General features: G+C 47.6%; 23 protein-coding genes. 8 read left to right on the forward strand and 15 right to left on the reverse strand.

The genetic code is table 11. The annotated features are described in order from the left end of the window. Positions 1 to 166: 166 nt before the first annotated feature. The 3 genes from H6G50_RS17525 (at position 167) to H6G50_RS17535 (ending at position 2,788) form a co-directional block, all read left to right on the forward strand. On the forward strand, positions 167 to 1,021 hold the full coding sequence (locus H6G50_RS17525) for a hypothetical protein (RefSeq protein ID WP_190719017.1): 855 nt from the start codon (positions 167 to 169) through the stop codon (positions 1,019 to 1,021). A 613-nt stretch (positions 1,022 to 1,634) separates the two neighbouring features. Further along, positions 1,635 to 1,910 (forward strand): UPF0175 family protein, encoded by a 276-nt coding sequence (locus H6G50_RS17530; protein ID WP_190719020.1) that lies wholly within the window; start codon positions 1,635 to 1,637, stop codon positions 1,908 to 1,910. Further along, positions 1,910 to 2,788 carry a DUF3368 domain-containing protein gene (locus H6G50_RS17535; protein ID WP_190719023.1) on the forward strand — a complete coding sequence of 293 codons (879 nt, stop codon included), beginning with the start codon at positions 1,910 to 1,912 and terminating at the stop codon, positions 2,786 to 2,788. Before H6G50_RS17530 ends, H6G50_RS17535 begins: the two co-directional genes overlap by 1 nt. A gap of 90 nt (positions 2,789 to 2,878) precedes the next feature. Here H6G50_RS17535 and H6G50_RS17540 read toward each other — a convergent pair whose 3' ends face one another. Together H6G50_RS17540 and H6G50_RS17545 are read right to left on the reverse strand one after the other, a co-directional pair. After that, a complete protein-coding gene (locus H6G50_RS17540; RefSeq protein ID WP_190719027.1) occupies positions 2,879 to 3,199 on the reverse strand; it encodes a type II toxin-antitoxin system RelE/ParE family toxin in 321 nt (106 codons plus the stop codon). 11 nt (positions 3,200 to 3,210) lie between these two features. Continuing rightward, positions 3,211 to 3,450 (reverse strand): type II toxin-antitoxin system ParD family antitoxin, encoded by a 240-nt coding sequence (locus tag H6G50_RS17545; protein WP_190719030.1) that lies wholly within the window; start codon positions 3,448 to 3,450, stop codon positions 3,211 to 3,213. Positions 3,451 to 3,687: 237 nt separating this feature from the next. Between H6G50_RS17545 and H6G50_RS17550 the strand changes: the two genes are divergently transcribed. Continuing rightward, a complete protein-coding gene (locus tag H6G50_RS17550) occupies positions 3,688 to 3,915 on the forward strand; it encodes a hypothetical protein (RefSeq protein ID WP_190719033.1) in 228 nt (75 codons plus the stop codon). After that, positions 3,905 to 4,294: a type II toxin-antitoxin system VapC family toxin gene (locus H6G50_RS17555; RefSeq protein WP_190719036.1), complete on the forward strand. Its 390-nt coding sequence runs from the start codon at positions 3,905 to 3,907 to the stop codon at positions 4,292 to 4,294. Before H6G50_RS17550 ends, H6G50_RS17555 begins: the two co-directional genes overlap by 11 nt. A 93-nt stretch (positions 4,295 to 4,387) precedes the next feature. Here H6G50_RS17555 and H6G50_RS24235 read toward each other — a convergent pair whose 3' ends face one another. The 7 genes from H6G50_RS24235 to H6G50_RS17590 form a co-directional block, all read right to left on the reverse strand. Continuing rightward, positions 4,388 to 4,552: a DUF5615 family PIN-like protein gene (locus H6G50_RS24235; protein WP_242032871.1), complete on the reverse strand. Its 165-nt coding sequence runs from the start codon at positions 4,550 to 4,552 to the stop codon at positions 4,388 to 4,390. Further along, positions 4,549 to 4,770: a DUF433 domain-containing protein gene (locus tag H6G50_RS17565; RefSeq protein WP_190719039.1), complete on the reverse strand. Its 222-nt coding sequence runs from the start codon at positions 4,768 to 4,770 to the stop codon at positions 4,549 to 4,551. Before H6G50_RS17565 ends, H6G50_RS24235 begins: the two co-directional genes overlap by 4 nt. A 201-nt stretch (positions 4,771 to 4,971) precedes the next feature. After that, on the reverse strand, positions 4,972 to 5,235 hold the full coding sequence (locus H6G50_RS17570) for a DUF2442 domain-containing protein (RefSeq protein WP_190719042.1): 264 nt from the start codon (positions 5,233 to 5,235) through the stop codon (positions 4,972 to 4,974). Positions 5,236 to 5,352: 117 nt separating this feature from the next. After that, positions 5,353 to 5,526 carry a type II toxin-antitoxin system VapC family toxin gene (locus H6G50_RS24240; protein ID WP_242032872.1) on the reverse strand — a complete coding sequence of 58 codons (174 nt, stop codon included), beginning with the start codon at positions 5,524 to 5,526 and terminating at the stop codon, positions 5,353 to 5,355. A 222-nt stretch (positions 5,527 to 5,748) separates the two neighbouring features. Next, on the reverse strand, positions 5,749 to 6,015 hold the full coding sequence (locus H6G50_RS17580; RefSeq protein ID WP_347239956.1) for a type II toxin-antitoxin system Phd/YefM family antitoxin: 267 nt from the start codon (positions 6,013 to 6,015) through the stop codon (positions 5,749 to 5,751). A 184-nt stretch (positions 6,016 to 6,199) separates the two neighbouring features. Next, positions 6,200 to 8,188 carry a magnesium chelatase ATPase subunit D gene (gene bchD / locus H6G50_RS17585; protein WP_190719044.1) on the reverse strand — a complete coding sequence of 663 codons (1,989 nt, stop codon included), beginning with the start codon at positions 8,186 to 8,188 and terminating at the stop codon, positions 6,200 to 6,202. A gap of 296 nt (positions 8,189 to 8,484) precedes the next feature. Then, the gene (locus H6G50_RS17590; protein ID WP_190719047.1) at positions 8,485 to 9,057 is read right to left on the reverse strand and encodes an SMI1/KNR4 family protein; all 573 of its coding nucleotides are present in this window, start codon (positions 9,055 to 9,057) and stop codon (positions 8,485 to 8,487) included. A gap of 559 nt (positions 9,058 to 9,616) precedes the next feature. Here H6G50_RS17590 and H6G50_RS17595 point away from each other — a divergent pair. Continuing rightward, positions 9,617 to 10,348, forward strand: coding sequence for a hypothetical protein (locus H6G50_RS17595; protein WP_190719050.1), 732 nt, complete (start codon positions 9,617 to 9,619; stop codon positions 10,346 to 10,348). A gap of 155 nt (positions 10,349 to 10,503) precedes the next feature. Here the strand turns inward: H6G50_RS17595 and H6G50_RS17600 are convergent, their stop codons facing one another. Together H6G50_RS17600 and dnaG are read right to left on the reverse strand one after the other, a co-directional pair. After that, entirely contained in the window at positions 10,504 to 10,854 is a 351-nt protein-coding gene (locus tag H6G50_RS17600) for a hypothetical protein (RefSeq protein ID WP_190719053.1), read from the reverse strand. Between the two features lie 167 nt (positions 10,855 to 11,021). Further along, positions 11,022 to 12,983, reverse strand: coding sequence for a DNA primase (gene dnaG / locus H6G50_RS17605; RefSeq protein ID WP_347239957.1), 1,962 nt, complete (start codon positions 12,981 to 12,983; stop codon positions 11,022 to 11,024). A 266-nt stretch (positions 12,984 to 13,249) separates the two neighbouring features. Between dnaG and H6G50_RS17610 the strand changes: the two genes are divergently transcribed. Further along, on the forward strand, positions 13,250 to 15,154 hold the full coding sequence (locus H6G50_RS17610) for a cation:proton antiporter (protein ID WP_190719056.1): 1,905 nt from the start codon (positions 13,250 to 13,252) through the stop codon (positions 15,152 to 15,154). A gap of 456 nt (positions 15,155 to 15,610) precedes the next feature. Further along, on the forward strand, positions 15,611 to 17,854 hold the full coding sequence (locus H6G50_RS17615) for a hypothetical protein (protein ID WP_190719059.1): 2,244 nt from the start codon (positions 15,611 to 15,613) through the stop codon (positions 17,852 to 17,854). A gap of 100 nt (positions 17,855 to 17,954) precedes the next feature. On the opposite strand, the gene H6G50_RS17620 is transcribed toward H6G50_RS17615, so the two are convergent. The 4 genes from H6G50_RS17620 to H6G50_RS17635 form a co-directional block, all read right to left on the reverse strand. After that, complete coding sequence (locus H6G50_RS17620) at positions 17,955 to 18,278, reverse strand: 2Fe-2S iron-sulfur cluster-binding protein (RefSeq protein WP_190719062.1); 324 nt, start codon at positions 18,276 to 18,278, stop codon at positions 17,955 to 17,957. A gap of 294 nt (positions 18,279 to 18,572) precedes the next feature. Beyond that, positions 18,573 to 19,058, reverse strand: coding sequence for a phosphate-starvation-inducible PsiE family protein (locus H6G50_RS17625; RefSeq protein WP_190719065.1), 486 nt, complete (start codon positions 19,056 to 19,058; stop codon positions 18,573 to 18,575). A gap of 109 nt (positions 19,059 to 19,167) precedes the next feature. After that, entirely contained in the window at positions 19,168 to 20,904 is a 1,737-nt protein-coding gene (locus H6G50_RS17630) for a hypothetical protein (RefSeq protein WP_190719067.1), read from the reverse strand. A 271-nt stretch (positions 20,905 to 21,175) separates the two neighbouring features. Further along, on the reverse strand, positions 21,176 to 21,991 hold an 816-nt coding region (locus H6G50_RS17635), incomplete at its 5' end, for an RNA-guided endonuclease TnpB family protein (protein WP_190719072.1).

A 21,991-nucleotide genomic window follows, 5' to 3' on the forward strand; every position in this document is an offset into this window, starting at 1 on the left:
CAAACTGTCCACCTTACCTCTCTACCTAAATTGGGACATTAGGGATAAAATTGACCTCTAATAAATAGCTATGCTGCCTTTGGTTATTAATATGTAAGCCGTTTTAGAGTGTTTTGCAAGGATTCAATATTGAATAAACTTTGAATATTCTGATGAACGAACAACTATGAAAAAGTTTTTGCTTAAGCAGATTTGCATTTGGCTCATTGTATTTATGATGTTCATAAGTCATGTTGAGCCAGCAAATGCCTCTGGTGACAGATATAAGAAACTTGTAGGAGAAGAGAAGTTTACTGAAATAAAAGAACAAGTTATTCATTCAGCACAAGACATATCTCAGCACAAAGCAGCAGATGCTTATCGAGAGATTGTCAATGCCTTAAATGATTTTCACAAACTTCGCGATATTGTCAAAAACTCATCTCGTATCGATGATGTAATTGGAGACGTTGCTGATGGACTTGACAAAATTGCTTCAACCTATGAAAAAATTGCAAGCTGGGATGAAGAATTGATTGAGTATAGACAAGGGTATTTTCGTGACTTGCAAGGCTTGAGCGGCGAAACATTAAGAACAAAGCAGGAGCTAGAGTTGAAAATATCTGGATTCCAAAATTCAAATAAACTAATTCAAGAAAAATTACTTAGTGCCGTAGATGACATTGAAGAAAAAAATCTAGAAGTAAGCCTCAAAGGTAATGAGTCAATTATTAATTCTCTTAGAGCGCAAACAATCATATGGGATAAATTCCATAGCGCACAGGAGCAACTTTTTGCAAAATTAAGCTTGAATAGTAGGAAAGTTGATTTATTACTTCATGTTTTAGAAGTCAATGCTGGAGTTTACAGAGAAGCTGCAAACGTTGCTAGGCTACGAAAAACTGCTAAAGGAGCAATGGATAACCTTCGTTCTTTAAGCGATATCCAGAGCATTATTGGTGATTTGCAAAATAGTTGGACTGAAGTCGACGATCTGGTTTCTGATATAAGTAAAGCTGAATTTATTATCGATCTTGATTAACGCAACTGAAATCTTTTGTCAATGAATTACTTTGTTGTTTGCATTCTTTCAATTTTCATACTTTGTCTTACTTTGCTCACTGGCTGTTCAAGTTCTGATTCTCCAAATAACAATAAAACATGGGGTAGTGTTAATCATAAATTCATGGAATTGGAGCAAGAACGAACAGATGTTATGGAGTCCCTTAGAGATAAAATTTTGACAGTTAATAACTCGAAAAGTGAGTAGTTTTTATGTAACTGTAGCAGATGGCAGATTGAGCACAAAGTGTACAAAGATAGATAGCTGCTCAAGCGGAAGTTTATCTAGAGAGTGCGCCCCCTCCATTCTCCCTCACCTCATCCCCAAAATCGCGTCCTTCGTCATCGCTGCGCGCCCGAAAGGATCCGCTTTGCGGATCGCCCTATCCGTCGCTTTGGGCAAATAATAATACTTCCCGCCTGTCGGTAAGCGCCACGATAACCACTATTTCAGAATCTGACTTGTATTCCAAGCTGTCTGCTAGAGTAAACTGTAGATACGAAACTAACTCCCTACGATCGCTTTAAGGCGGGATGCAGTTTTGATGGAATTCTTCAGCCTTAGTGAAAGCTCTGAACAAGGAGTATAGCCCATGCAAATCACACTCAATCTCCCTGATGAATTGATTCAACATTTCAATCGAGATCGGCTCGATCGTGAGGTTCTAGAAGCTCTGGTAGTGCAAGCTTACCAAACCGAAAAAATTACCAGTGCTGAGGTTGGACACATTCTCGGTTTACCCTCTCGTTGGGGAGTGGATGCTTTTTTGAAGCAACACGGTGCTGATTTACATTACGATAAGGCTGATTTAGAGAGCGATCGCGAAACTCTCCGCCAACTCCGCGTAAAGCATCCCAGTAATACCTGATGATTGTCGTTTCTGATACTTCACCTATCAACTACCTGTTGTTAATTGACCGGATTGACCTATTACCTCAATTGTTTCAGCAAATCATCATTCCCGATGTGGTTCGAGATGAAATGCTGGCTCCTTTGGCCCCACCTGTACTTCAGCAATGGATTACTAATCCTCCTCCTTGGCTCATCGTTCAGCCTGTATCGGGAGTTGATGCAACTCTGAGTCTCCTCGATCCAGGAGAACAAGCTGCTATCACGCTTGCCCAAACCTTACCCGCAGACTTACTAATTATTGACGAACGATTAGGAAGACGGATAGCGCGCGAGCGAAAAATTGCCGTTATTGGTACTATTGGAATTTTGGATGATGCTGCACGTCAGGGTTTTATCGAGCTTTCAGTCGCTCTCGATCGACTGCAACAAACGAACTTCCGCATATCTCGTCGTATCGTTCAAGATTTGCTAAAGAATAATGACATTCAAAGAGTATCTTCATATGTTCAGAAGGCAAAGGCGAGTTTGGAAGCTGCACAATTACTAACTGAAAAACAGGAAATACTAGCTCAGAAATTAACTCAAGCCCTCAGTCAAAGATTTCCAGATATAGCTAGTTTGTTTAGAACCGAAAATTTTATTTTAGATATTAAATCCTACATAACAATATTATCTTATTGCCTTGTTTGTGGAAACACCGACCCCGCTGATTCTTTGTTTATGAATGTGAATGAAGTTAAGCAGTATTGTTCATCGTTTAATATTTATTTTGATGAATATATTGACGCAGTTAAGTTTATTTTAAGTTATATCAAATTAAATCATGGCTTATCTGGTCAAGCGGCTGAGGAGACGAATAACTATATCGAGCGTATTATGAATGCACTGCCTTAAATAAGTTCTTTATAGCGGCGTACATCCCCTCCATTCTCCCTCACCTTATCCCAGAAATCGCGTCCTTCGTCATCGCCGCGATCGCCCCCTTTACTCTTCTTTCCCAAAAATACTCTTTATATCTTGACGAGCATACAAAATTCGTGCCACTTCAATCTCCTTCTCGCGAGCGAAGTAAAAAATCAGATAATTCTTAAACCCTTTTACTGCCCATCTTCGCAGTCCTTGCAAGCGTAAGTTTTTAACAGGATAAAGGCTGCCAATACCCGGAGTTCTCACAATCTGTGCCAAGGTTGAACGAGTTGAATCGAAAAAGAGTAATGCAGCTTGACGGTTGTGCTGTGAGAGATAATAAAAATGTTCGTCCAAATCCTGACTCGCACGCGGTCTCAGAACAATTCTTTGGGTCATATCAGCAGCCCTTAAAGTTGTTCGAGCAGTTCAATTCGCTTCCGCTCCCACCATTCGTCATTCGCTTCAATAGGTTCGCCACTGTCGAGACCTTCAAGGAGCAAAGATTCAATCTGCTCTTGTCGAGCAATTCGCTCTTTTTCTCGCAAAATTAATTGATAAATATATTCACTGACTGAATTGAGACCTGCAACCGAAGTTTGTTCTTCAATGAAGGCTTGAATCTGTTCGGGGAGAGAAATATTTAGCATCGGTGACTAATCCTCGTTTACAATCTCCTCCTTTAGGATAGCGAAATTTTATCAACCTGTACTCCTTCCCCTCAAATTCTCTATCGTTTTCGCACCTCCGCCAACGAGACTTGTGTCGGCGATCGCGATCTCTGAGCTAAAAGAGGCATTTAGAATTCTGTCAGTTTGTTATCATTGTTATCAAAATTTTGCAGAGCCTTGCCAGCAATTATAAAATAATGGATAAAGGAGGACACAATGAGCACATCTATCATTGACCAAGTGATTGAGCAATTAAGAGCCATGCCGCAGCCATTGCAACGGCAGGTTCTCAAATTTGCACGTACTTTGTTTAGCGGTCAAATTCAAGGCGTTCCCGGTCAACAACTCTTACAATTCGCAGGGGCAATTCCACGTGAGGATCTGCAAATGATGCAAGAAGCGATTGAGCAAGACTGCGAAAGGATTGACCTGAATGAGTGGTAGGTATTTACTAGATACCAATATCATCATTGCGCTGTTTGCCATTGACACATCAGTTATGCACAATCTTGCTCGAGCGAATGAAGTGTTTATTCCTAGTATTGCACTAGGGGAATTACATTACGGTGCTAGGAAGTCAGGGCGGTTGCAAGAGAACTTAGAACGAATTGAGGAACTGGTCACAAACAGCACAATTATTGAGTGTGATGCAGAAACAGCACGTCAATATGGTGATGTTAAGAATAGGTTGAGGCTAAAAGGTCGCCCATTGCCTGAAAATGATGTGTGGATTGCCGCGTTAGCATTACAGTATGGTTTGACGTTAGTGACACGCGATGCCCATTTTCAAGAGGTGGAAAATCTGCAAACAGTAGCGTGGTAGGCTATTGCCAGCCACCTAACACTGGGGTTAGACGGGGTTTGCAAGACAATTACTGCAATTTTGAATTTTATCAAATTCTGCTCGAAGGACAAGTTACGATTCGACCGTAATAAAAAAATTGAACTCTGCCGCTGCCAAAGTAAGAAGCTTACCATTCTTTATACCTGCCCATCCCATCTGAGGAGTAGTTTTGACTTCATGACCAACTAACTCTCTTGCTAACCTGCGGTCAATACATTCATCTAATAAAAGTTTCATTTATGCCGCCAAAGTATAAGCTGCTGGCTAGCTTCTTCTAATAAAATAATGACTTGTTCCTTCGTTACAGTGGGAAAGCCCTCTAAAAAATCATTAATTGAATCTCCTGCTTTTAAATAATCGATTAGGGTTTGGATGGGAACTCTAGTCTCTATAAAAACTGGAGTACCGCCCATAATGTCGGGGGAAATACTAATAATTGATGCGTTTCCGTGCATAATAGCTAGACCTCTATATTAACTGCTAATAGTCTATCAAGTTTAAGCTGTCGATGCTATCGAGAGATACATCCCTAAAGCAGTTTTAACAGAGCGCACCTTTTACCTCATCCCCGAAATCGCATCCTTCGTCATCGCAGCACACTGTCCGTCGCCTTCGGTAAATGATAATACTTCCCGCCCGCCTATCTAGCGCACGCTTTACCTGTTTCTGTTAGGTGCAGGTGCGCCGCGCAACATTCCTTCGGTGCTAATATCTTCATCAATTGCTTCCCCATGAAGACCGTAACCCCCACCGCAAATTTCCCATTGGTTGCGCTGTTCGGGCGTAGCATTTAACAGTCTCGGATACCAAACGAGCGGAAAGGTAATGGTTCGTCCGTCCATCAATTCGACGCTAATCGTATCTTCTGTGAAATTGACGTTCTTGACTCTTTCCGAGGCTCGAATCGCCAAAATACCCATACCATGCGTCCAATAAAGTTTGTTGATGTTCTTGAACGCGGCGATACGTTGGGTTCGTGACTCTAGAAATACTGCTTTGAGTTGGTTTCTTATACCAATCTTGAAGTTCGCTCAAAACTAGGAACTAGCTGCCCAGAGTAAAGAGACTTCATATTGGTTAAATGTTGCATCTGCACTCACAAGTGTCATGTCTTCTATCTGAGCTTGTGCAATCAACATTCTGTCAAAAGGATCGCGATGATGTAAAGGCAGTGCTGCTACCCGCAAAGCATGAGCAGTCGTTATTTCCAAAGATCTAGCTCCTAGTTGAGCCATACGAGTAGAAACATAATCAATCTATCTGCTCTGGTAATGGCAATTTACCTATTGAAACCTTAATTCCCATCTCCTAAATACTGGCAACTGACAACCATAGTTCATTAGTTTCATCTGCAATTTGTTCGATGATGTTCCCATTCAATTTTTCGGGTTGAGAAAACCACCATAACCAACATTGAGTATCTAATAAAAGCTTCACTCTACGCCACCCTCAAATGCAATTAAAATATCTTCTGGCAGAGGAGCATTAAAATCGTCTGGCACAACCAATTTTCCCCGATCCTGACCTAAGCTAGACCGACGATCTAAAGATATCCGAAACGGAACAAGCTTAGCAACTGGAATGCCTCGGTTTGAAATGATAATTTCTTCTCCAAGCTCCACACGGGATAGCAGCCGAGAGAGGTCTGTCTCTGCCTGATGAATATTGACAGTTTCCATAATTTTAAAGACTAAGTTCATGAACTAAGTTTAGTCTGAATTATAGTGATTCTGCCAGGTCAGATTGGGTATAAACTCCAGAGCGACTTGCGGCAACGCGGCATCATAAAGCGCTGGAGCGGACGGTTGAGAGAGACTGTGGTGATGCCGAAGTCATTTGATGCCGCTCAACTTAGCCGTTAGCGATCGCACCCCCCTTTTACCCCTACCTCATCCCCGAAATCGCGTCCTTCGTCATCGCAGCAATAGCCCTGTCCGTCGCCTTCGGCAAATGATAATACTTCCCGCCTGCCTTCTGCGCCAACTCCTTAGCAAACCCCGTCGAAACGAACTTATTCTCCGTGTCAATCACCAATAACTGACAGCCCGTTACCCGAATCCGTCCGGCAATTTCCAGCAATTCCGCCTTAATATCCGGCTTTTCCCCTTCCGGAATCGGTTCGCCGAGCGATCGCGCCAAGGGTATATTACCCCGTCCGTCGGTAATCGCAACGATAACCACCTGCCCGATATCCCCGGACATCTTTGCATTCATCCCGACATGAACCGCTTGCGTCAATCCGTGCGCTAAGGGCGAACCGCCGCCGCAGGGTAACTTCTCCAAGCGTCCCTTCGCCAGCGTAATCGATCGCGTCGGTGGCAGCAAAACATCCGCTCGTTCGCCCCGAAACGGTATCAACGCCACCTGATCTCGATTTTCATACGCCTCCGTCAGCAAGCGCATCACCGCACCCTTCGCCGATTGCATCCGGTTCAACGCCATCGAACCCGACGCATCCACCACAAACACGATTAACGCCCCCGCTTTGCGCGCTAAGCGTTTCGCCCGCAAGTCGCCCTGTTCTACCACCACCTTACGCCCCGGATGGCGCGCCCGCCGTGCTTTTTGGTAGGGTGCAGCGGCGCGCAAAGTTGCATCGACAGCGACGCGACGCACTTTACCTTTAGGCAGCATGGGTTTAATATAGCGGCCGCGATCGTCGGAGAAAATCATGCTGCGCGCGCCCGTTTTGCCCTGTCGTTGCGCCATTTGCGCGAAATACAGCACGCTAGGGTCTAAAATCACCCCTTCTGCGTCGAACACGAACTCTTCGGGAATTGCGGGCGGTTCCTGCTGTTCCTGTTCTTCGTCCTCTTTATCCTCTTCCTCCGGTTCGTCGGGTTCTTGTTCCGATTGCTGTTCTTGGGGCGGTGGAGGCGGCGGGGGCGGCGCTTCTTCGTCTTCTGGCGGCGGGATGAGGGTAGAACGCGGCACGATAACTAATTCTACCGCACGGCGCAGGTCATCGGGGGAAACGCGATCGCGCCCTTCCAAAGCTGCTGCAACTTTCGCCACCCGCGCGGCAAACAATTCAGCGCGATGTCCCTGCACCGCACCGCGCACCGCTTCCTGCACTAAATACAGCATTTGATCCTGCGTCAGTTCGACTTCTTTTAAATACTCCCGCGCCAGGATAATATCGGTTTTGAGATTGTCGAGATCTTCGCCGTACTGTTCGATGAAGGTTTGGGGCGATCGCGCGTATTCAATCGCTTGGTCAACGACAGACACGCGCTGATCTAGGGATAACACGCCGTCGGCAGAAAGGGCAATGGCGATGCGATCGAGCAAATGTTCGCGCAATGGCCCTTCTTCAGGATTATAAGTTGCAATAAAGATCGGTTTGCAAGGATGCTCGACGCTCAACCCTTCCCGTTCGACAATGTTGCGTCCTTCGGTGAGTACGCTGAGGAGTTGGTTGGCGATTTCGTCGTCGAGGAGGTTCAATTCATCGATATATAGCACGCCGCGATGCGCTTGGGCGAGCAGTCCGGGTTGAAAGACGGGTTCGCCCCGTTTAATCGATTCTTCCACATCAATCGAACCCAGAAGGCGGTCTTCGGTAACGCCGAGGGGAACTTGCACGAAGGGGGCGGGGATAATTTCAGTGGGAATTGCTTCTAAGTTTTCAGCGAAACCGGCGGCGAGATATTCTTCGGGGGAGTAGTTGTAGGGAGAACCTTCCACCCGTTCGATGGGGGGGATGAGAGCGTGAACGCCGCGAGCGAGAACGGATTTCGCCGTTCCTCTGCGCCCATAAATCGCAACGCCTCCTAATTCCGGATCTGTCGCCGCCAAGAGCAGTGCGAGTTTGATGGCTTCTTGTCCGACGACGGCGGTTAGGGGAAAGGCGAGGGGAGTAGCTGCGGGCATGGTTTGAGGAATAGCAAGTCAATTCGCTATTTTACCGCATGGGGGCTTGTTTGCTGGCTGAGCGACGAGGGAGCCGAATGATTACAATGGTGAGCGCGCAACAATCCAGTTTAATTCCACAATCAAAAAATGTCGATCGCCAAAGATACAAGTTCTAAACTTCCTGATAATTCCAATAATTTTACGAGTTCCTCGGACGATGGGTTTTCCATGTAGAATTTCATCATCCCGGACAACATAAAGATATTCTGTCACTTGAACTATGCTGACTTCTCACTTTCTTTAATACTCTGAGTTTATGCCCGTTTTGCTAATATTTCCAACCATTCTAAAAAAGAAGCTGCCAGACGGTAGCACCCTCCAAATTCAACGCCGTTGAGCCAAGGATGGCTGTCGTGTCCGTCGAAGACTGTCCCATAATAACGATGAGCGCGATCGCAACAAAGTAAATATTCGTGCTTATCTGAATACCTGCCAATCCCCAACCAAAATCCCGAATCGAGAACGGGTTCTTCTTCTTCCAGCGCTCCCAAAACCAGTAGCTCGAAGTCTGCAACCGTCGTCTTGGCAACGCCTTCGGCATCGAACAACCACCGTTCTAAACCGTAGGGCCAATGCCACCCGCCTCCGATCGCTTGCATAAACAACGCATAATCCTCCGGTACGGCAAAGCGCGCTTCAATGTGAGTGGTTCCGTAGTGGGCTGCAAATCGTTCGCGGAGCGACAGGATGCAGACAGACCAAGCTGTTTGTAAGTCAGCCGGTTTGACCGATGAGGAGGTACGAACTAAGGATTTATTGTCTGCTGCATACCGCTTGACGACCTCGTTCCAACTTTGATAGATTTGTCTCTCCAGATTTTCTGACATTCTCGCTTCCTTTTCAATCTATAAAGGTTACTAAATATATCGTAATTGATTCTGCATCTTGTCCGAAGTTACGCGATCGAGAATCGCGAGCAATCTTTTTGCAATCTTTTGAGGAAAAGGACGGACGGCAAAAATCACTCCATAGTGCATCTAAATCAACAAGTTCTACGATGCCGGATGAAAAAAAATCGGAATAAAATGAGAAGTTAATACGCTTTAATTTTTACTCCTAATGCCTCCCGGGTAGCATTAAAAATTGCATTTAAATTTTCTATTTCAGGGTTTCAGTCCGTAGATAGCAGAGCAACCAAACTAATAGGGTTCTGAGAGGTTTTAGCCGCTAAATTTTCCAGCCCGATAGGAGCAATGATGAAGTCTCTGTAGAGCTCACCCCCGAAGGAATCCACGAAGCGGATCGCGAACCGCATCTTTTCGCGAAAGCTGTAATTCCGAGCTTTCATAAATACGGACTATTTAGAAAGAAAGAGTGCGAATCTTTCGATTTAGTCTAAACTTCAGTATACCGAGGTTTTAAATGACTCAATTGTGAGGAAAGATAATGAGCGACGGAGCAAACTCTAACCAATCCGATCCTTTTGCAGCAGCAGCAGAAGCGTTAGATCGCGCGGTGCAGGTGGCGAAGGGAGTGGGAAATTTAGCGGGCGGCGCGATCGATTCTGCTTCCGGGGCGGCGCAACAATTGCTCGAACAAACAACGCAATCGGTAGGCAATACGCTAGAAGGTGCTGCTAATAATCCCGCTGTCAAGTTTACGACTGATAAATTGGGGGCGAAGTGGCTGAAGGCGCTACTCGGCGGAGTCGAACTCGATAAGGTGCAGGTTAAAGTTAAGCAGTTTCAAGAGAAATACCCAACCGAAACCCCCAGTCAAATCGCCCATCGCCTGATTGTCGATAAAGCGATGTTTGCAGCGGGTGTGGGTTTTGCGACGAATATAATTCCGCCGATCGCAGCCACCCTATTTGGGATAGAATTAGCCGCTAACACGGTCATGCAAGCCGAAATGGTTTATGAAATTGCCGCAGCTTACGGTTTAGATTTGAGGGAACCCAAACGGCGAGGCGAGGTAGCAGCAATTTTTGCGCTGGCGTTGGGATCGGATGCTTTTAAGGCGGGGTTGGGCTTAGTCGAACTAATTCCCGGCGTGGGGGCAGTCGTTGGTGCTTCTAGTAATGCAGTGATGTTTTACGCTTTGGGGTTCGCCGCGAATCGCTTTTACGAAGCGAGGAGTAAAGCACCAATTCCCACGGTAGAGGGGGAAATTATTTAATAATTTTTCTGAACTGTTTTTCCGAGGCAAAAAAGTAGGACGTTCGAGCGAACGTTCCTACTCAATTTCACAAAAAAGAAGAAAAACAAGAGGGGCTGCCAACTTGACTTCCCCGCTCGATTTAAAAAGGTAATAAAAGTTGAGTTTCGTCTAGATTAATTACCAAAAATATTCTTGTAGCCTTCTTTTACTTTGTCTTCAAAAGAGGTCGCGTTTGCGTCTTCAGGTGAGATCATTTCGTCCTTACCGGCGGCTCCTTGAACTTCATTCAGTCCTTCTTCGGATTTCTTTTGAACTTCTTTCAAGTCCGGCGGTGCGCTCTTAGCTGTATCTTCCGTTTCACCTTGAACGTCTAGTAGTTTGGCTTCACCTTGTTGCGGGGCGCTTGTCGCAGCCGTTGCGGGCAAAACATTAGCGAAGAATAACATCGCACAAGCGAAGGCGGCTAACAATGCGCGTACTGGGCGAATGTTCAACGATTGAAAGATGTTCTGAATAGCTTTCATGGTTTTTTCCAAAATCTTGTGTTCTTCTTACATCAATATCAGAAATAAATGTCAACTCAGATCGCCCTTAAGAAAGAAACTTATCAATCGAACTAATTGGATTGAATATTCCTTTAGAGATATTACGAAAAGTTAATCTAGAGTCCGACCATTTATTTCGGATAAGTTCAATTGTAGCGAACAGTGGCCCCATAAAGATCGAACAGGGAAACATGACGTTCTCGATCTAAAGCTTGGATTGTGTTTTCGGCAGCTTGTAACTGTTGGTAGTAAGATTGCATTGCTTCGGCATCTTTGCTGGGGTCGAGTTGCTGCCAGCGTTCGATGCAGTAGCGACGGTACTTTTCGTAGGTGACGCGCTCGAGTCCGGCGATCGCGGTACTTACGATTAGCGGTTCGCGGGCGATGTCTTCGCGGGCGGTTTCGTCGAGTTGTAACAGGTGCGATACTTTGGCCATTTCTTGAGGATACTGAATGCCGATCGCGTGCAGTTGGGAAAGCAGATCGCGACTGCCTTCCGCTTCCCGCATTTCCAGCAGTTTGCGCCACAAAAAGCGATAGTGCGGCACGCTGAAGATTAAGTCTTTGTCGTCTAAGGTTTGGGCGATGGTGTCTCGATATTGCGGACAGTGGATATAGATGCAAAGCAGTAAGGATTCTGCCCGCTCGAGCAGATCGCGTTCGGCTTTGAGTTGTTGAATGTTGGCGGTGGGAGGTTTCTCTTTGTCGCCTTTTTTACGCAGTTTTCGTAAGGCAATGTTTAAATCCTGTTCGTAACGGGCGGTTAAGCGAGAGTCTCCTTGACTTAATATTTCGCCACAACGGTGCAGGTAATGGGTGCGTCGGGCGTTATCGGGGATTTGTTGCAGGAGTTTTACCATACTCGGAACGATTTTCTCGAAGCGATCGCTTTGAGTTAAGTCTTCCCCGCTGACGAGTTGGACAATTTGCCAATCGATCCATAAGGGCGCATTCTGGAGTTGTTGGCGATAAATGTCCGGTGCTTCGGGACTCGAGTTGAGGAATTCGTCGGCATCTTTGCCATCGGGAAGGTTCAACACGCGCAGTTGAATTTGTCCGGAATAAATAAGGGATTCGATTTCCGCGATCGCGCGTTGAGTAGCTTTCATCCCCGCCGCATCAGCATCAAAGTTAAAAATAACTTGTTTGGAGTCAGTGTAGCGCAATAGTTGTTTGACGCGCTCTTGGTTAAAAGCCGTTCCCAGGGAAGCAACAGCGTTTTCAATCCCGCAACCATGCAGCGCAATCGCATCGAAATATCCTTCCACGACGATGGCGCTATCCTGTTTCGCGATCGCACCTTTGGCTTTATCGAGGGCATACAAAATCTTCCCTTTATCGAACAGTTCCGTTTCTGGCGAGTTGAGATATTTCGGCAACTCATCCCCCAGAACGCGACTGCCAAACCCGATAATTCTCCCTTGTATGTCGCTAATGGGAACCGTCACGCGATCGCGAAAATAATCAATATATCCCTCGCCGTTGGAACGCTTTTTAATCAATCCCGCCTGTTCGACAAGCGCCACCGACAAGCGTTTTGTTTCCACTAAATAACGATATAGCGTTTCCCATCCCGCCGGAGCGTACCCCAGCCCAAACTGCTGAATCGTCGCCTCGCTCAATTGTCGCGTTTCTTTGAGGTAAGTTAGGGCGGTTGCGCCCTGGGGTTGTCGCAGCGCGTGCTGGAAAAAATTAGCCGCGATCGCTAAAATCTCGTAGAGTTGTTCGCGTAGCGATAACTGTCGCTGTAACTCCTCGTGTTGCTCGCGTTCCACCGTGCGAATCGGGATTTGATAGCGGCGCGCCAAATCCAGCAGCACGTCAGCGAACGAACTTTTACCAATCTCCATCAAAAAGTTAATCGCATTGCCGCCCGCATTGCAACCGAAACAATAATACACCTGCTTGCTCGGCGTAACCGAAAAGCTCGGACTTTTCTCTTGATGGAAAGGACACAGCCCGACAAAATCCTTACCGCGCTTCCGCAAAGGGACATACTCTTGCACCACGTCCACAATATCGACGCGCTGCTTAATTTCGTCGATGGTATCGGGATGAAGGCGAGGGATATCCATGAAGCGATCGCAAACAGAAAAAGCTTCTTCCATTGTAAGGAAATCTGCCCGATCTTCTCAATCCAGGCACGGATACACAATGACAATATTTTGTCAAGTCAATTGCTTGAATTGCTACTCAACACGAGGCTTCCGAGCCATCGCTTGCGAGCCGCGCGAGACTTCCTTCAACCTTATAAGTTAAAATACCGCCTAATGCCTTAATCCTAATTCCTGTAGGGGCATAGCCATGCCATGCCTACCCTACTCAAGCCTAGCAAAGTTATTAACCCGAACCATCGCGCGATCGCCAAACCCTTATGGAAGGCTCCTTTGAACTGACCCTGCAAATCGTCCTCGCCACCCTTGCAGGCATCGGCGCGCAAGTCCTCGCCGAACTCCTCAAAGTTCCCAGCATCGTCTTCCTCCTCCTCTTCGGCATCCTCCTCGGTTCCGACGGTCTCAGCCTCCTCCACCCCCACCAACTCGGAGTCGGCCTCGAAGTTATGGTCGCCCTCGCCGTCGCGATCGTCCTCTTTGAAGGCGGTCTCAACCTCGACTTACGCGACCTCGGGCGCGTCTCCGGCAGCCTTCGTAACCTCGTCACCATCGGCCCCACCATCGCCCTCCTCGGCGGCGGGATGGCAGCCCACTGGCTTAGCGAATTTCCCTGGCCCATCGCCTTCCTTTACGCCTCCCTCGTCGTCGTCACCGGCCCCACCGTCATCAGTCCCCTCCTCAAACAAGTCGAAGTAGACCGGCAAGTTGCCGCCCTCCTCGAAGGCGAAGGCGTACTCATCGACCCCGTAGGCGCAATCTTAGCCGTCGTCGTCCTCGATACCATCCTTAACAGCGATGCCGTCCCGCTCGAAATCATCAGCGGTTTAACCCTGCGCCTCGGTCTGGGCGCAGCAATTGGGGCAACCGGCGGCTGGCTGCTCGGATTTCTGCTTAAACGCGCCAACTTTTTATCCGAAGAACTTAAAAGCCTCGTCGTTCTTGCCGGACTTTGGGGACTCTTCGGTTTAGCGCAAACCATCCGCAGCGAATCCGGACTTATGGCTACCGTCGTCTCCGGTCTAGTGCTCAACGCCTCCTCCGTCCCCGAAGAACGAATGTTGCGGCGCTTCAAAGGACAACTCACTGTCCTCTGCGTTTCCGTCCTCTTCGTCCTCCTAGCCGCCGACCTTTCCATCGCCAGTATTATTGCCCTCGGTTGGGGCAGTCTACTCACCGTCGCCTGCTTAATGCTTTTGGTACGTCCTTTAAGCGTCTTCATCTGTACCTGGAATAGCGGCATGAATTGGCGGCAAAAACTCTTTCTCGCTTGGGTTGGACCTAAAGGTATCGTCTCCGCCTCCGTCGCCTCGCTATTTGCCATTCTTCTTACCCAAAAAGGGATAAACGGCGGCGAAGCCATTAAAGCCCTCGTCTTCCTGACGATTATGATGACCGTATTCGTCCAAGGACTTTCCGCGCGTTGGGTCGCTCACTGGCTAAAGATTACCTCTTCTGAAGTTACAGGGGCAGCGATTATCGGCTGTACGCCCCTAGGACGCTTAATCGGACGCTTATTCCAAGAAGAAGGCGAATCCGTCGTTATGATCGATACTGATGCAGAAGCCTGTCAAAAGGCAAGAGCGGAAAATCTGCGCGTCGTTCAAAGTAGCGGGTTAGACCCCAAAGTTTTGGAAGAAGCCGGAATTTACTCAATTGGAACCTTCCTCGCCCTCACCAATAACGCCGAGGTTAACTTAGTCCTCGCTCAGCGTGCCGTTGAAGAATTCCACCCCCCCCGCGTGCTAGCTATTTTCCCTGAAAACGACCGAGACAGCGCCACCGCGAATAAAACGAATAAAGCTAAGGTCAATCCGGCTTTCATCGCTCAACTGCCCGTCAAAACTTGGAATGAGTACCTCGGTAACGGACAGTTTAAGCTGGGTCAGACTGCCCTAAAAGAAGAAGGCTTAGAGCTACAAGCGGCTCATATCAAAGATTTAATCGACTCAGGCGAACTGATACCGCTGCTCGTGCGCCGCAAAAACTCCCTGCAAGTGGTGAAAGCGGCAGAGGAATGGCAAGCGGGCGATGAAATGATTTATTTGCTCCATGACCCCAGACCGCAACTGTTGAAGCGCTTATCGGGCGAGAGTCAAGCCACTCGCTTAGCTTTAGAAAAGTTACCTAAAGTTGAGGAAGTGCCGTTGAGCTACATCAAAAGTTAAAAATACTGAAGTCTAATGTATAGAAATTGTAAAGCAATACTCGGAAGTGTATTGAAATGATAAAGAAAAACTCGAGTGCTGCTCCTCGTCGCAAGATCGCATTAACCGTGGATTTACGGGTGAAATAAACTTGTTTTTAGCGGTATAAAAAAGACGGGTGAAATAAAAATTTTTTTTGAACTTTAGGGAACCTAATCAAAACCACAATTGTCTGAGAACAGAAATAAACCAATAGAGGCGTTTTTTCTGCTCGATAAAAGTTGACTTTGCACGATCTCTACCTTTTTCCTACAAATGATGCCAAATTCATTCCGGAAAAAAATTCTTTTTCCGAACCCTGGGTACAGAGGCAGAGTTAACTAAAAAAATTCTTCGAGAGAAAAATCAAGTGCCAGCGCTCTGCCTGTAAAGTAAGTAAGATCGACATTTTGTCACTCGTGAAGGGAGTAACTCATAATGATTGCTAAATCTACTCAATCTATTCTCGTTCTTGGTTTAGCCGGAAGCATGGTAGCGGTTCTCGCTCCCTTTGCTAGCGCTCAAACTGCCAATACGACTTCGACTAGCACTTCAAGCGGTAGCTCGAGTAGCTCAACTCAGGCGACCGGAATTCAAGTCACCAGCGGTCAAGCAACAGGGACGGCTGCCTTTTTCGTTCCGACGACAGACGCTGCGGGAAATGTACGTCTGTTCGATATCGGCATTCAAACCCTACAAATTCAGACCAACAGAGGTACGACAACAACTTCAGTCTTTACCCCCGGTGCAGCAAGTTTCAAGGATGCCAATAATAACGGTAAGCCAGACTCCGGAGATACGGGGGTTTTGCAGGGAACTCTAGCAGGAACGGCCTTTACTTCCAACGGTCTTCCCATTGTCTTTACCGGACGTGAAACATTGCTCAACTTCACGCTCAACAACTTCAGTTCTCAGGTTAATCTCGCAGGTAGCTTGATTTCCCCCAAGACGGTCGGTGCTGCTCCTTTGGTGTTCCTCCCGGCAGTTAATGCAACGCTAGCTTCGGGTTCGAGCTTCCAAGCGTCGCGTGGCGACCTGCAAGTCGGTAACTTCAAGGCGGGACTCGATAATGGGTTGATTAATTTGCCGCCGACGCTGGCTTTCCGTTCTGGCGACAGTTCGGTGCCGACGCTGCCCATTTTTGACTTGGGACGGCGCATCAAGTTTAAGTTTGAAGGGGATAATGCTCCGGGCAATCTGACACTCTCTTCTAATGCTCTGCGTTTTACGGGCGAAGCGAATAAAAAGGTTGAGATTCAAAGTGTCGGCAGCGGTAGCAGCGACCAGAAGTTTGAGTTTAAGTCCGATGTAGGTTATGTAGATATAGCACTGGGTGGCATCGATCGCCTCAGCGTTCAACAAGGTTCTGGGGCTTCCAGTAGCTCGTTTAAATATAATATTGAGGGAGAAAGCAACGGTATCCTTTCGCTCTACAATACCGGTTCTTTAGCATTCAGCGGGACGGCTCGCCGCGATACAAAGTTTAAGTTTGAGAGCAGCAGCTTGAAGGTAGACGGTCAAAGTTCCGGACCGGTTGATTTCTATGCAACAGCAGGTTTGGGAACTCAAGTTAACCGTGACACGAGTTTCACCAATTTCAATCCGCAATCGACTCAGGGTTCTGGTAGTTCGAGTAGTTCGGGCGCGTGCGGCGTTTGCAGTTCGAGTTTAGTTCCGGGCAGCACGTTGAATTTGGGCGGCACGGTTATAACAGTTGGTAACGCTGTTGTTGTGAATTCTTCTTCCCAGCAGCAATCCGGCTCTCAGGGTAGTTTTTCCGGTAGTGGTTCCTTCAGCGGCAGCTTCGGTGGCAGCTTCGGCAGCAGCGGTGGCGGCAGCGGTAGCGGTGGCAGCAGCGGCGGTTCGAGCGAATCTATCCGCTTCTTAGCTTATGCGGGTTCGGCGAATACGGATTTATTCGCGCTGTCGGGAAATTCGCGAGTGTCGCGAGTTCAATATCGGATTTTATCTTCTGGCAAGCGCAGCGATCGCGTGCGAGTCGTAAACCGAGGCAATCAACGCTACTATGTGGTAAATCGCGGTCGCGGTTTGGCACTGGGTCGCCGCGAGCAGGCTGGTTTCGCTCAGTTAGGCCCGAATTGCCGCATCTTCCCGGGTTTGGTCGGCTTGCGCCAATTGTCTGAGAATGAATTGGCGGCGGTCAATGCCAATAACACCGAGAGCGAGGACGAGGGTGATGATAACAGCACCTCGAACAACACGGGTACGAGCGGTGGTTCCTCAACCGGTGGTACGGGTACGAGTGGTGGTTCTTCAACCGGTGGTACGGGTACGAGTGGTGGTTCTTCAACCGGTGGCACGGGTACGAGTGGTGGTTCTTCAACCGGCGGCACTAGCGGTGGTTCCTCGACCGGCGGCACTAGCAGTGGTTCCTCGACCGGCGGCACTAGCAGTGGTTCCTCGACCGGTGTCAATACAATCGCGCCGACCGCTCCTGAAGGCAGCACCACCCCGACCGCTCCTGAAGGCAGCACCAGCCCAACCAACACTGAGCCTTCTAGCACGAGCGATACCAACTCATCGAGCAATACCAGTGGCTCGGAGGCGGTTGACGCTAATGCGGCTCCTTCAGATTCCGGAGCGAGTCAGTCAGAAACGGCTCAAGGGACAACGGAAACGCCCGCAGTAACCTCTGGGTTGACGACAACAAATCCTCAATAGAAAGCGGTAGGGACGTTCGTCCAACGTCCCTACTAACACCTGAAAACTTATCGTTCTCTACCCAGTTTTTCTAAAAACTGGGTTATTTGTATGAAGCGGATTAAGTGGGTTGCCCAAACTGACGTTGGTAAATTTCTTCTTCTTTACCCGCAACAATCTTGAGGTCAGAGCGTGGGTAGGCAACGCACAATAGCACGTATCCTTCGGCTTGTAGTTCTGGCGATACGCCCATTGCATCGCTTTGTTCGACTTTTCCTCCTTCGAGGACTTGGGCGGCGCAAGTTGTACAAACGCCTGCGGTGCAAGAACTCGGTAGTTCTATGCCTTGTTCGAGGGCAACATCAAGAATTTTGCGGTCTTCTGGAACTTGGAGGGTATGAGTGCTACCTTGATGATTAATTTCAACGGTATAGGTTTTGGACATGGTGTTCCCTCTGATTCATTAACATCAAGATAAATATATAGGGTTTAACGAATAATGGACAATGGATAATGGATTGTGAAACGACTTAAGGCTTGCCCCTGGAATCTGGAAAGGCGAGAGAGCGCTCTGTTTAAAGGATGTACCGGTTTACACATCGAGGCAATAGGGGAACATTTTACACGAGCCAGACGGAAGAGCCACAATCTTAATCGATAATTGACAGAAATTGGGATGAGTTATTAGGTGCAGAATTCATCATTCACCACTCAGCCTTCATAATTCATCATTTATAATTTATTCATGCCCCTTTGAGTTTTGATTAGTGTAGCGGATTAAAAAGTAGCTTGTAGATAGGGCTAAAACTGCGACAGAAAGCGCAATCAGATCGATTGCTTGCTTTTTTTCAAGATCGAAAATGATAATTTTTCGAGCGACGGCAATAAGCGAAGTAATAACAACAAGTTCGTATTGAACAGCGTGTTCTTTCAAATAAACAGCAATATTTGCTAAAATTTCTAGTGCGATCAAAACATTTAATAGTAAGCCAAATGCTTCAAATAAGCTATTTTTTGTGATTCCTTGAGGCTCATATAAAAGTTCGTAGAATAGGGTTTGAGCTAGAAATAAGCATAGATCGTACACCGCCAATAAGGTGATAACAATCATAACCAGCGATAGAAACTTTGCAATCAGAACTTCTACTCCTTCTAAAAGTTCGAGAAAGCGCTCGTCTTTTCCCGCTCTGGAGAGTTTTCGGAAGAGTCTTCGCAAAGAAAACATAGTGTCGCTACATGATATTAAATGCACCGATTTATCATCTCATAAAACGGGCGAGAAATGAATTATCGCTCATTCCTCGCCCATCTAACCAATCGAGTTGGATCTATATTTAGTTCAGAACGTAGTTAGAAGTCTTGTCTTGTAGTAAGACTTTAGTTTGCGATTCCCCAGCGTGCCGCAGTTGTTTTGACATCTGGAGATTAGCTAAAGTTATGGCAGTCCACTGACCTAACAGCGTCAGGAAAATAGTTGTTGCGGTAGCTTGTTCGGCGGCCCAGGTGGGGAAGGCAGATAACAACCAAAAACTGCGCGTTGGCTCGAGACGCAGGAAGAGCGAACAGATAAGGGGCAGGACGATCGCGCTACCGACAACTGCTGTTGCCCAAATACCCCGTTTTTGTGCTTTCATCATCAGCACTTTTTGGGCAATTGTGGCGTAAATTAGCACCATGCTAGCAGTGAGGAGAACCCCAAAAAGGGCGGGGAGGCGGAATTCTTTGAAGGGTAAGAGGAGAATACCCAAAAACAAGAGAATAGACATGAGGGCGAGGTTAAGCGCGATCGCGACTGTAGCCGGACTCTTTTCCCCCCAAACCAAATCCTTCAGCAAACTGCGTCGGTATTGCGGGTTTTGGTGGCGGTAGCGCGCCCAATCGTACAAAGTGGGACGTTGGGGACTTAAAGCTGCCATTAAACCCAGGCAAAGGACGAGAACGAAAATTAAGAGAACGCCGAAGTTATCGAACAGATGACGTTCGTATTCTCCCCATTCGCGTTGCTGTAGGGCAAATCCCATCGTTGCTACGATGAGACTGCCGGAAAGCCAATAGCTATTGCTTTTACTGAATACTGTGGCGTTGGGGTTAGGGTAGCGGCGTTGCAGCCCTTGCCACGCCCAATACGTCCAGAGGGCGAAATTAGCGAACATGAAGGAATAAGCGGTAGCGGCGCGATCGAAGATTCGCCAGTCAAACCACGTCAGTTGCGCAAAATTCTTAACATTGCCGTAACCGATTTTATCGAGAGAATGGGGAGCCGTACTCACCACGTAGTTTAAAGCGTTCGTGGGCGAAAAGGGCAGAACCCAATCGAGGGGGGTGTAAGAGGGCGAATTCCCCTGACTGAGGAAAAACAGGGTCATCGCCCAGAGGAAGCCTAAAACCAAACCGCTGCCCAACCACGCTTGAAAGCTGCCGAGTCCGGCGCTGACTAATCCGTAGAGAAGAGAGGCGCTATAGAAAAAGATGCAGGCGGCGGCGAGGATACCATAGAAGCCGAAAACGAGGGGCAAGGAAACTTTTGCTGCGATCGCGGCGTAGAAGTTCAGGGGCAACATCAGCCCGACAAAGACGTATAACAGGGCGGGTACGCCGAGAATTTTACCGGATAAAACGCTAAAAGTCGATCGCGGGCTGAGGCGAATAAAGCCAAAGGTTCCCCGGCGTTCTTCATTAGAAAGATCGGCGATTAATAAATAAACGCCGCCAACGAGGAGGGCAAAAATCGCAATAATACTCAAACCCGTAAAGAGATCGAGCCACCACAGTTGCCAATTGAGACTGTCCGGAAGAATAACTTTTGCGGCATCCCGAAGGCAGAAATTATTAGGGGGATTCGCTCCGCCTACATAACCTTTCCAATCTGGGGGAGGATTGCCAATGCAGAGTCGATGGGTTTCCTCATACAAAGCGGGCAACTGCGCTTGGTAGAACAAAAAGACAAGCAACTGACCGAGGAGAGAAATCCCAGCCGCAAGGCCGAGGTTTCTTGGCTTCAAGCGTCCTTTGAGTTCTCGAAACAATTGGGGATTCCATTCCCCAATACGGTCTAGTAGTGTTGAAACCATACTTTCATCTCCAATTATAAGAATATCGGGCTGACTCGAGACTCCTTCAGACCCACCCCCGATGCCTCTTGTGCGGCGAAAAGTTGTCCTGCTGTATTTAGTTGTAACGCGGGTAAGGTGAGACGAACAAGAATTTCTTGTTCTTAGCCCGGGCAGAGCCGAGCGCGAGATTGCGTAGAATCTCTTTTTAGATACAATGCGGCAAGGCTTTGTTCCCGATAATTGGGCGTTGACATCCTCCCCGACCTAAAGGCGCGGGAATTCCTAAACCTCACGATTCAGGTTTCTGCTTCATAGCACCAGCCTTCACAGATTTACTCTGTTCGGGTCTTACAGTCGCTCCACAGACTGACACGGCAAGCCCTGCCGCCAAAATATTTTTCGATGCGTTTAAGTCGCGGTCATGTTGAGTCCCACATTCAGGACATTCCCACTCCCTGACATTCAACGCCATCTTGTCCGCTATATGCCCACAGTTCCCACACCTTTTAGAGCTAGGGAAGTAGCGGTCAATCTTTACCAGTTCTCGACCGTACCACTGGCATTTATAGGTAAGCTGTCTGGTCAATTCCCCCCAAGAGGCATCGCTAATTGCATTAGCCAACTTGTGGTTTTTGACCAGATTTTTAATCGCTAAGTCCTCAACCACAATCGTTTGGTTTTCGCGTACCAGTTGAGTCGTCAGCTTGTGCAAGAAATCTGTCCTAGCATCGGTTATCTGGGCGTGGACTTTAGCCACCTTCAACCGCGCCTTCTCTCTATTGTTACTCCCCTTCTGCTTCCGGGACAGCGCCTTTTGGTAGCGCTTCAACTTCTTGTAAAGTCGTTTAAAGTGTTTGGGGTTAGCAATCTTGTCCCCATCACTGGTAGCAATCAAGCTCGTCACCCCAAAATCCAATCCGATTTGCTTATCGGTCTTGGGGAGTGGCTTGATAGTCGGGTCGTCTACCAACAAGGAGACGTACCAGCGACCGCTAGGGGTCAATTTGACGGTGATGGTAGACGGAGTGCAACCCGTAGGTATCTGCCTAGACCAGCGAATCGGCAAGGGAAGGGAGCATTTAGCTAAAAACACTTGTCCATCCTT

The organism is Oscillatoria sp. FACHB-1406 (assembly GCF_014698145.1).
GTDB lineage: Bacteria > Cyanobacteriota > Cyanobacteriia > Cyanobacteriales > Spirulinaceae > FACHB-1406.

Coding starts and splice junctions, on each gene's coding strand:
- H6G50_RS17525 (WP_190719017.1), top strand. CDS start 167: ATGAAAAAGTTTTTGCTTAAGCAGATTTGCATTTGGCTCATTGTATTT.
- H6G50_RS17530 (WP_190719020.1), top strand. CDS start 1,635: ATGCAAATCACACTCAATCTCCCTGATGAATTGATTCAACATTTCAAT.
- H6G50_RS17535 (WP_190719023.1), top strand. CDS start 1,910: ATGATTGTCGTTTCTGATACTTCACCTATCAACTACCTGTTGTTAATT.
- H6G50_RS17540 (WP_190719027.1), bottom strand. CDS start 3,199: ATGACCCAAAGAATTGTTCTGAGACCGCGTGCGAGTCAGGATTTGGAC.
- H6G50_RS17545 (WP_190719030.1), bottom strand. CDS start 3,450: ATGCTAAATATTTCTCTCCCCGAACAGATTCAAGCCTTCATTGAAGAA.
- H6G50_RS17550 (WP_190719033.1), top strand. CDS start 3,688: ATGAGCACATCTATCATTGACCAAGTGATTGAGCAATTAAGAGCCATG.
- H6G50_RS17555 (WP_190719036.1), top strand. CDS start 3,905: ATGAGTGGTAGGTATTTACTAGATACCAATATCATCATTGCGCTGTTT.
- H6G50_RS24235 (WP_242032871.1), bottom strand. CDS start 4,552: ATGAAACTTTTATTAGATGAATGTATTGACCGCAGGTTAGCAAGAGAG.
- H6G50_RS17565 (WP_190719039.1), bottom strand. CDS start 4,770: ATGCACGGAAACGCATCAATTATTAGTATTTCCCCCGACATTATGGGC.
- H6G50_RS17570 (WP_190719042.1), bottom strand. CDS start 5,235: ATGGGTATTTTGGCGATTCGAGCCTCGGAAAGAGTCAAGAACGTCAAT.
- H6G50_RS17580 (WP_347239956.1), bottom strand. CDS start 6,015: ATGAACTTAGTCTTTAAAATTATGGAAACTGTCAATATTCATCAGGCA.
- bchD (WP_190719044.1), bottom strand. CDS start 8,188: ATGCCCGCAGCTACTCCCCTCGCCTTTCCCCTAACCGCCGTCGTCGGA.
- H6G50_RS17590 (WP_190719047.1), bottom strand. CDS start 9,057: ATGTCAGAAAATCTGGAGAGACAAATCTATCAAAGTTGGAACGAGGTC.
- H6G50_RS17595 (WP_190719050.1), top strand. CDS start 9,617: ATGAGCGACGGAGCAAACTCTAACCAATCCGATCCTTTTGCAGCAGCA.
- H6G50_RS17600 (WP_190719053.1), bottom strand. CDS start 10,854: ATGAAAGCTATTCAGAACATCTTTCAATCGTTGAACATTCGCCCAGTA.
- dnaG (WP_347239957.1), bottom strand. CDS start 12,983: ATGGAAGAAGCTTTTTCTGTTTGCGATCGCTTCATGGATATCCCTCGC.
- H6G50_RS17610 (WP_190719056.1), top strand. CDS start 13,250: ATGGAAGGCTCCTTTGAACTGACCCTGCAAATCGTCCTCGCCACCCTT.
- H6G50_RS17615 (WP_190719059.1), top strand. CDS start 15,611: ATGATTGCTAAATCTACTCAATCTATTCTCGTTCTTGGTTTAGCCGGA.
- H6G50_RS17620 (WP_190719062.1), bottom strand. CDS start 18,278: ATGTCCAAAACCTATACCGTTGAAATTAATCATCAAGGTAGCACTCAT.
- H6G50_RS17625 (WP_190719065.1), bottom strand. CDS start 19,058: ATGTTTTCTTTGCGAAGACTCTTCCGAAAACTCTCCAGAGCGGGAAAA.
- H6G50_RS17630 (WP_190719067.1), bottom strand. CDS start 20,904: ATGGTTTCAACACTACTAGACCGTATTGGGGAATGGAATCCCCAATTG.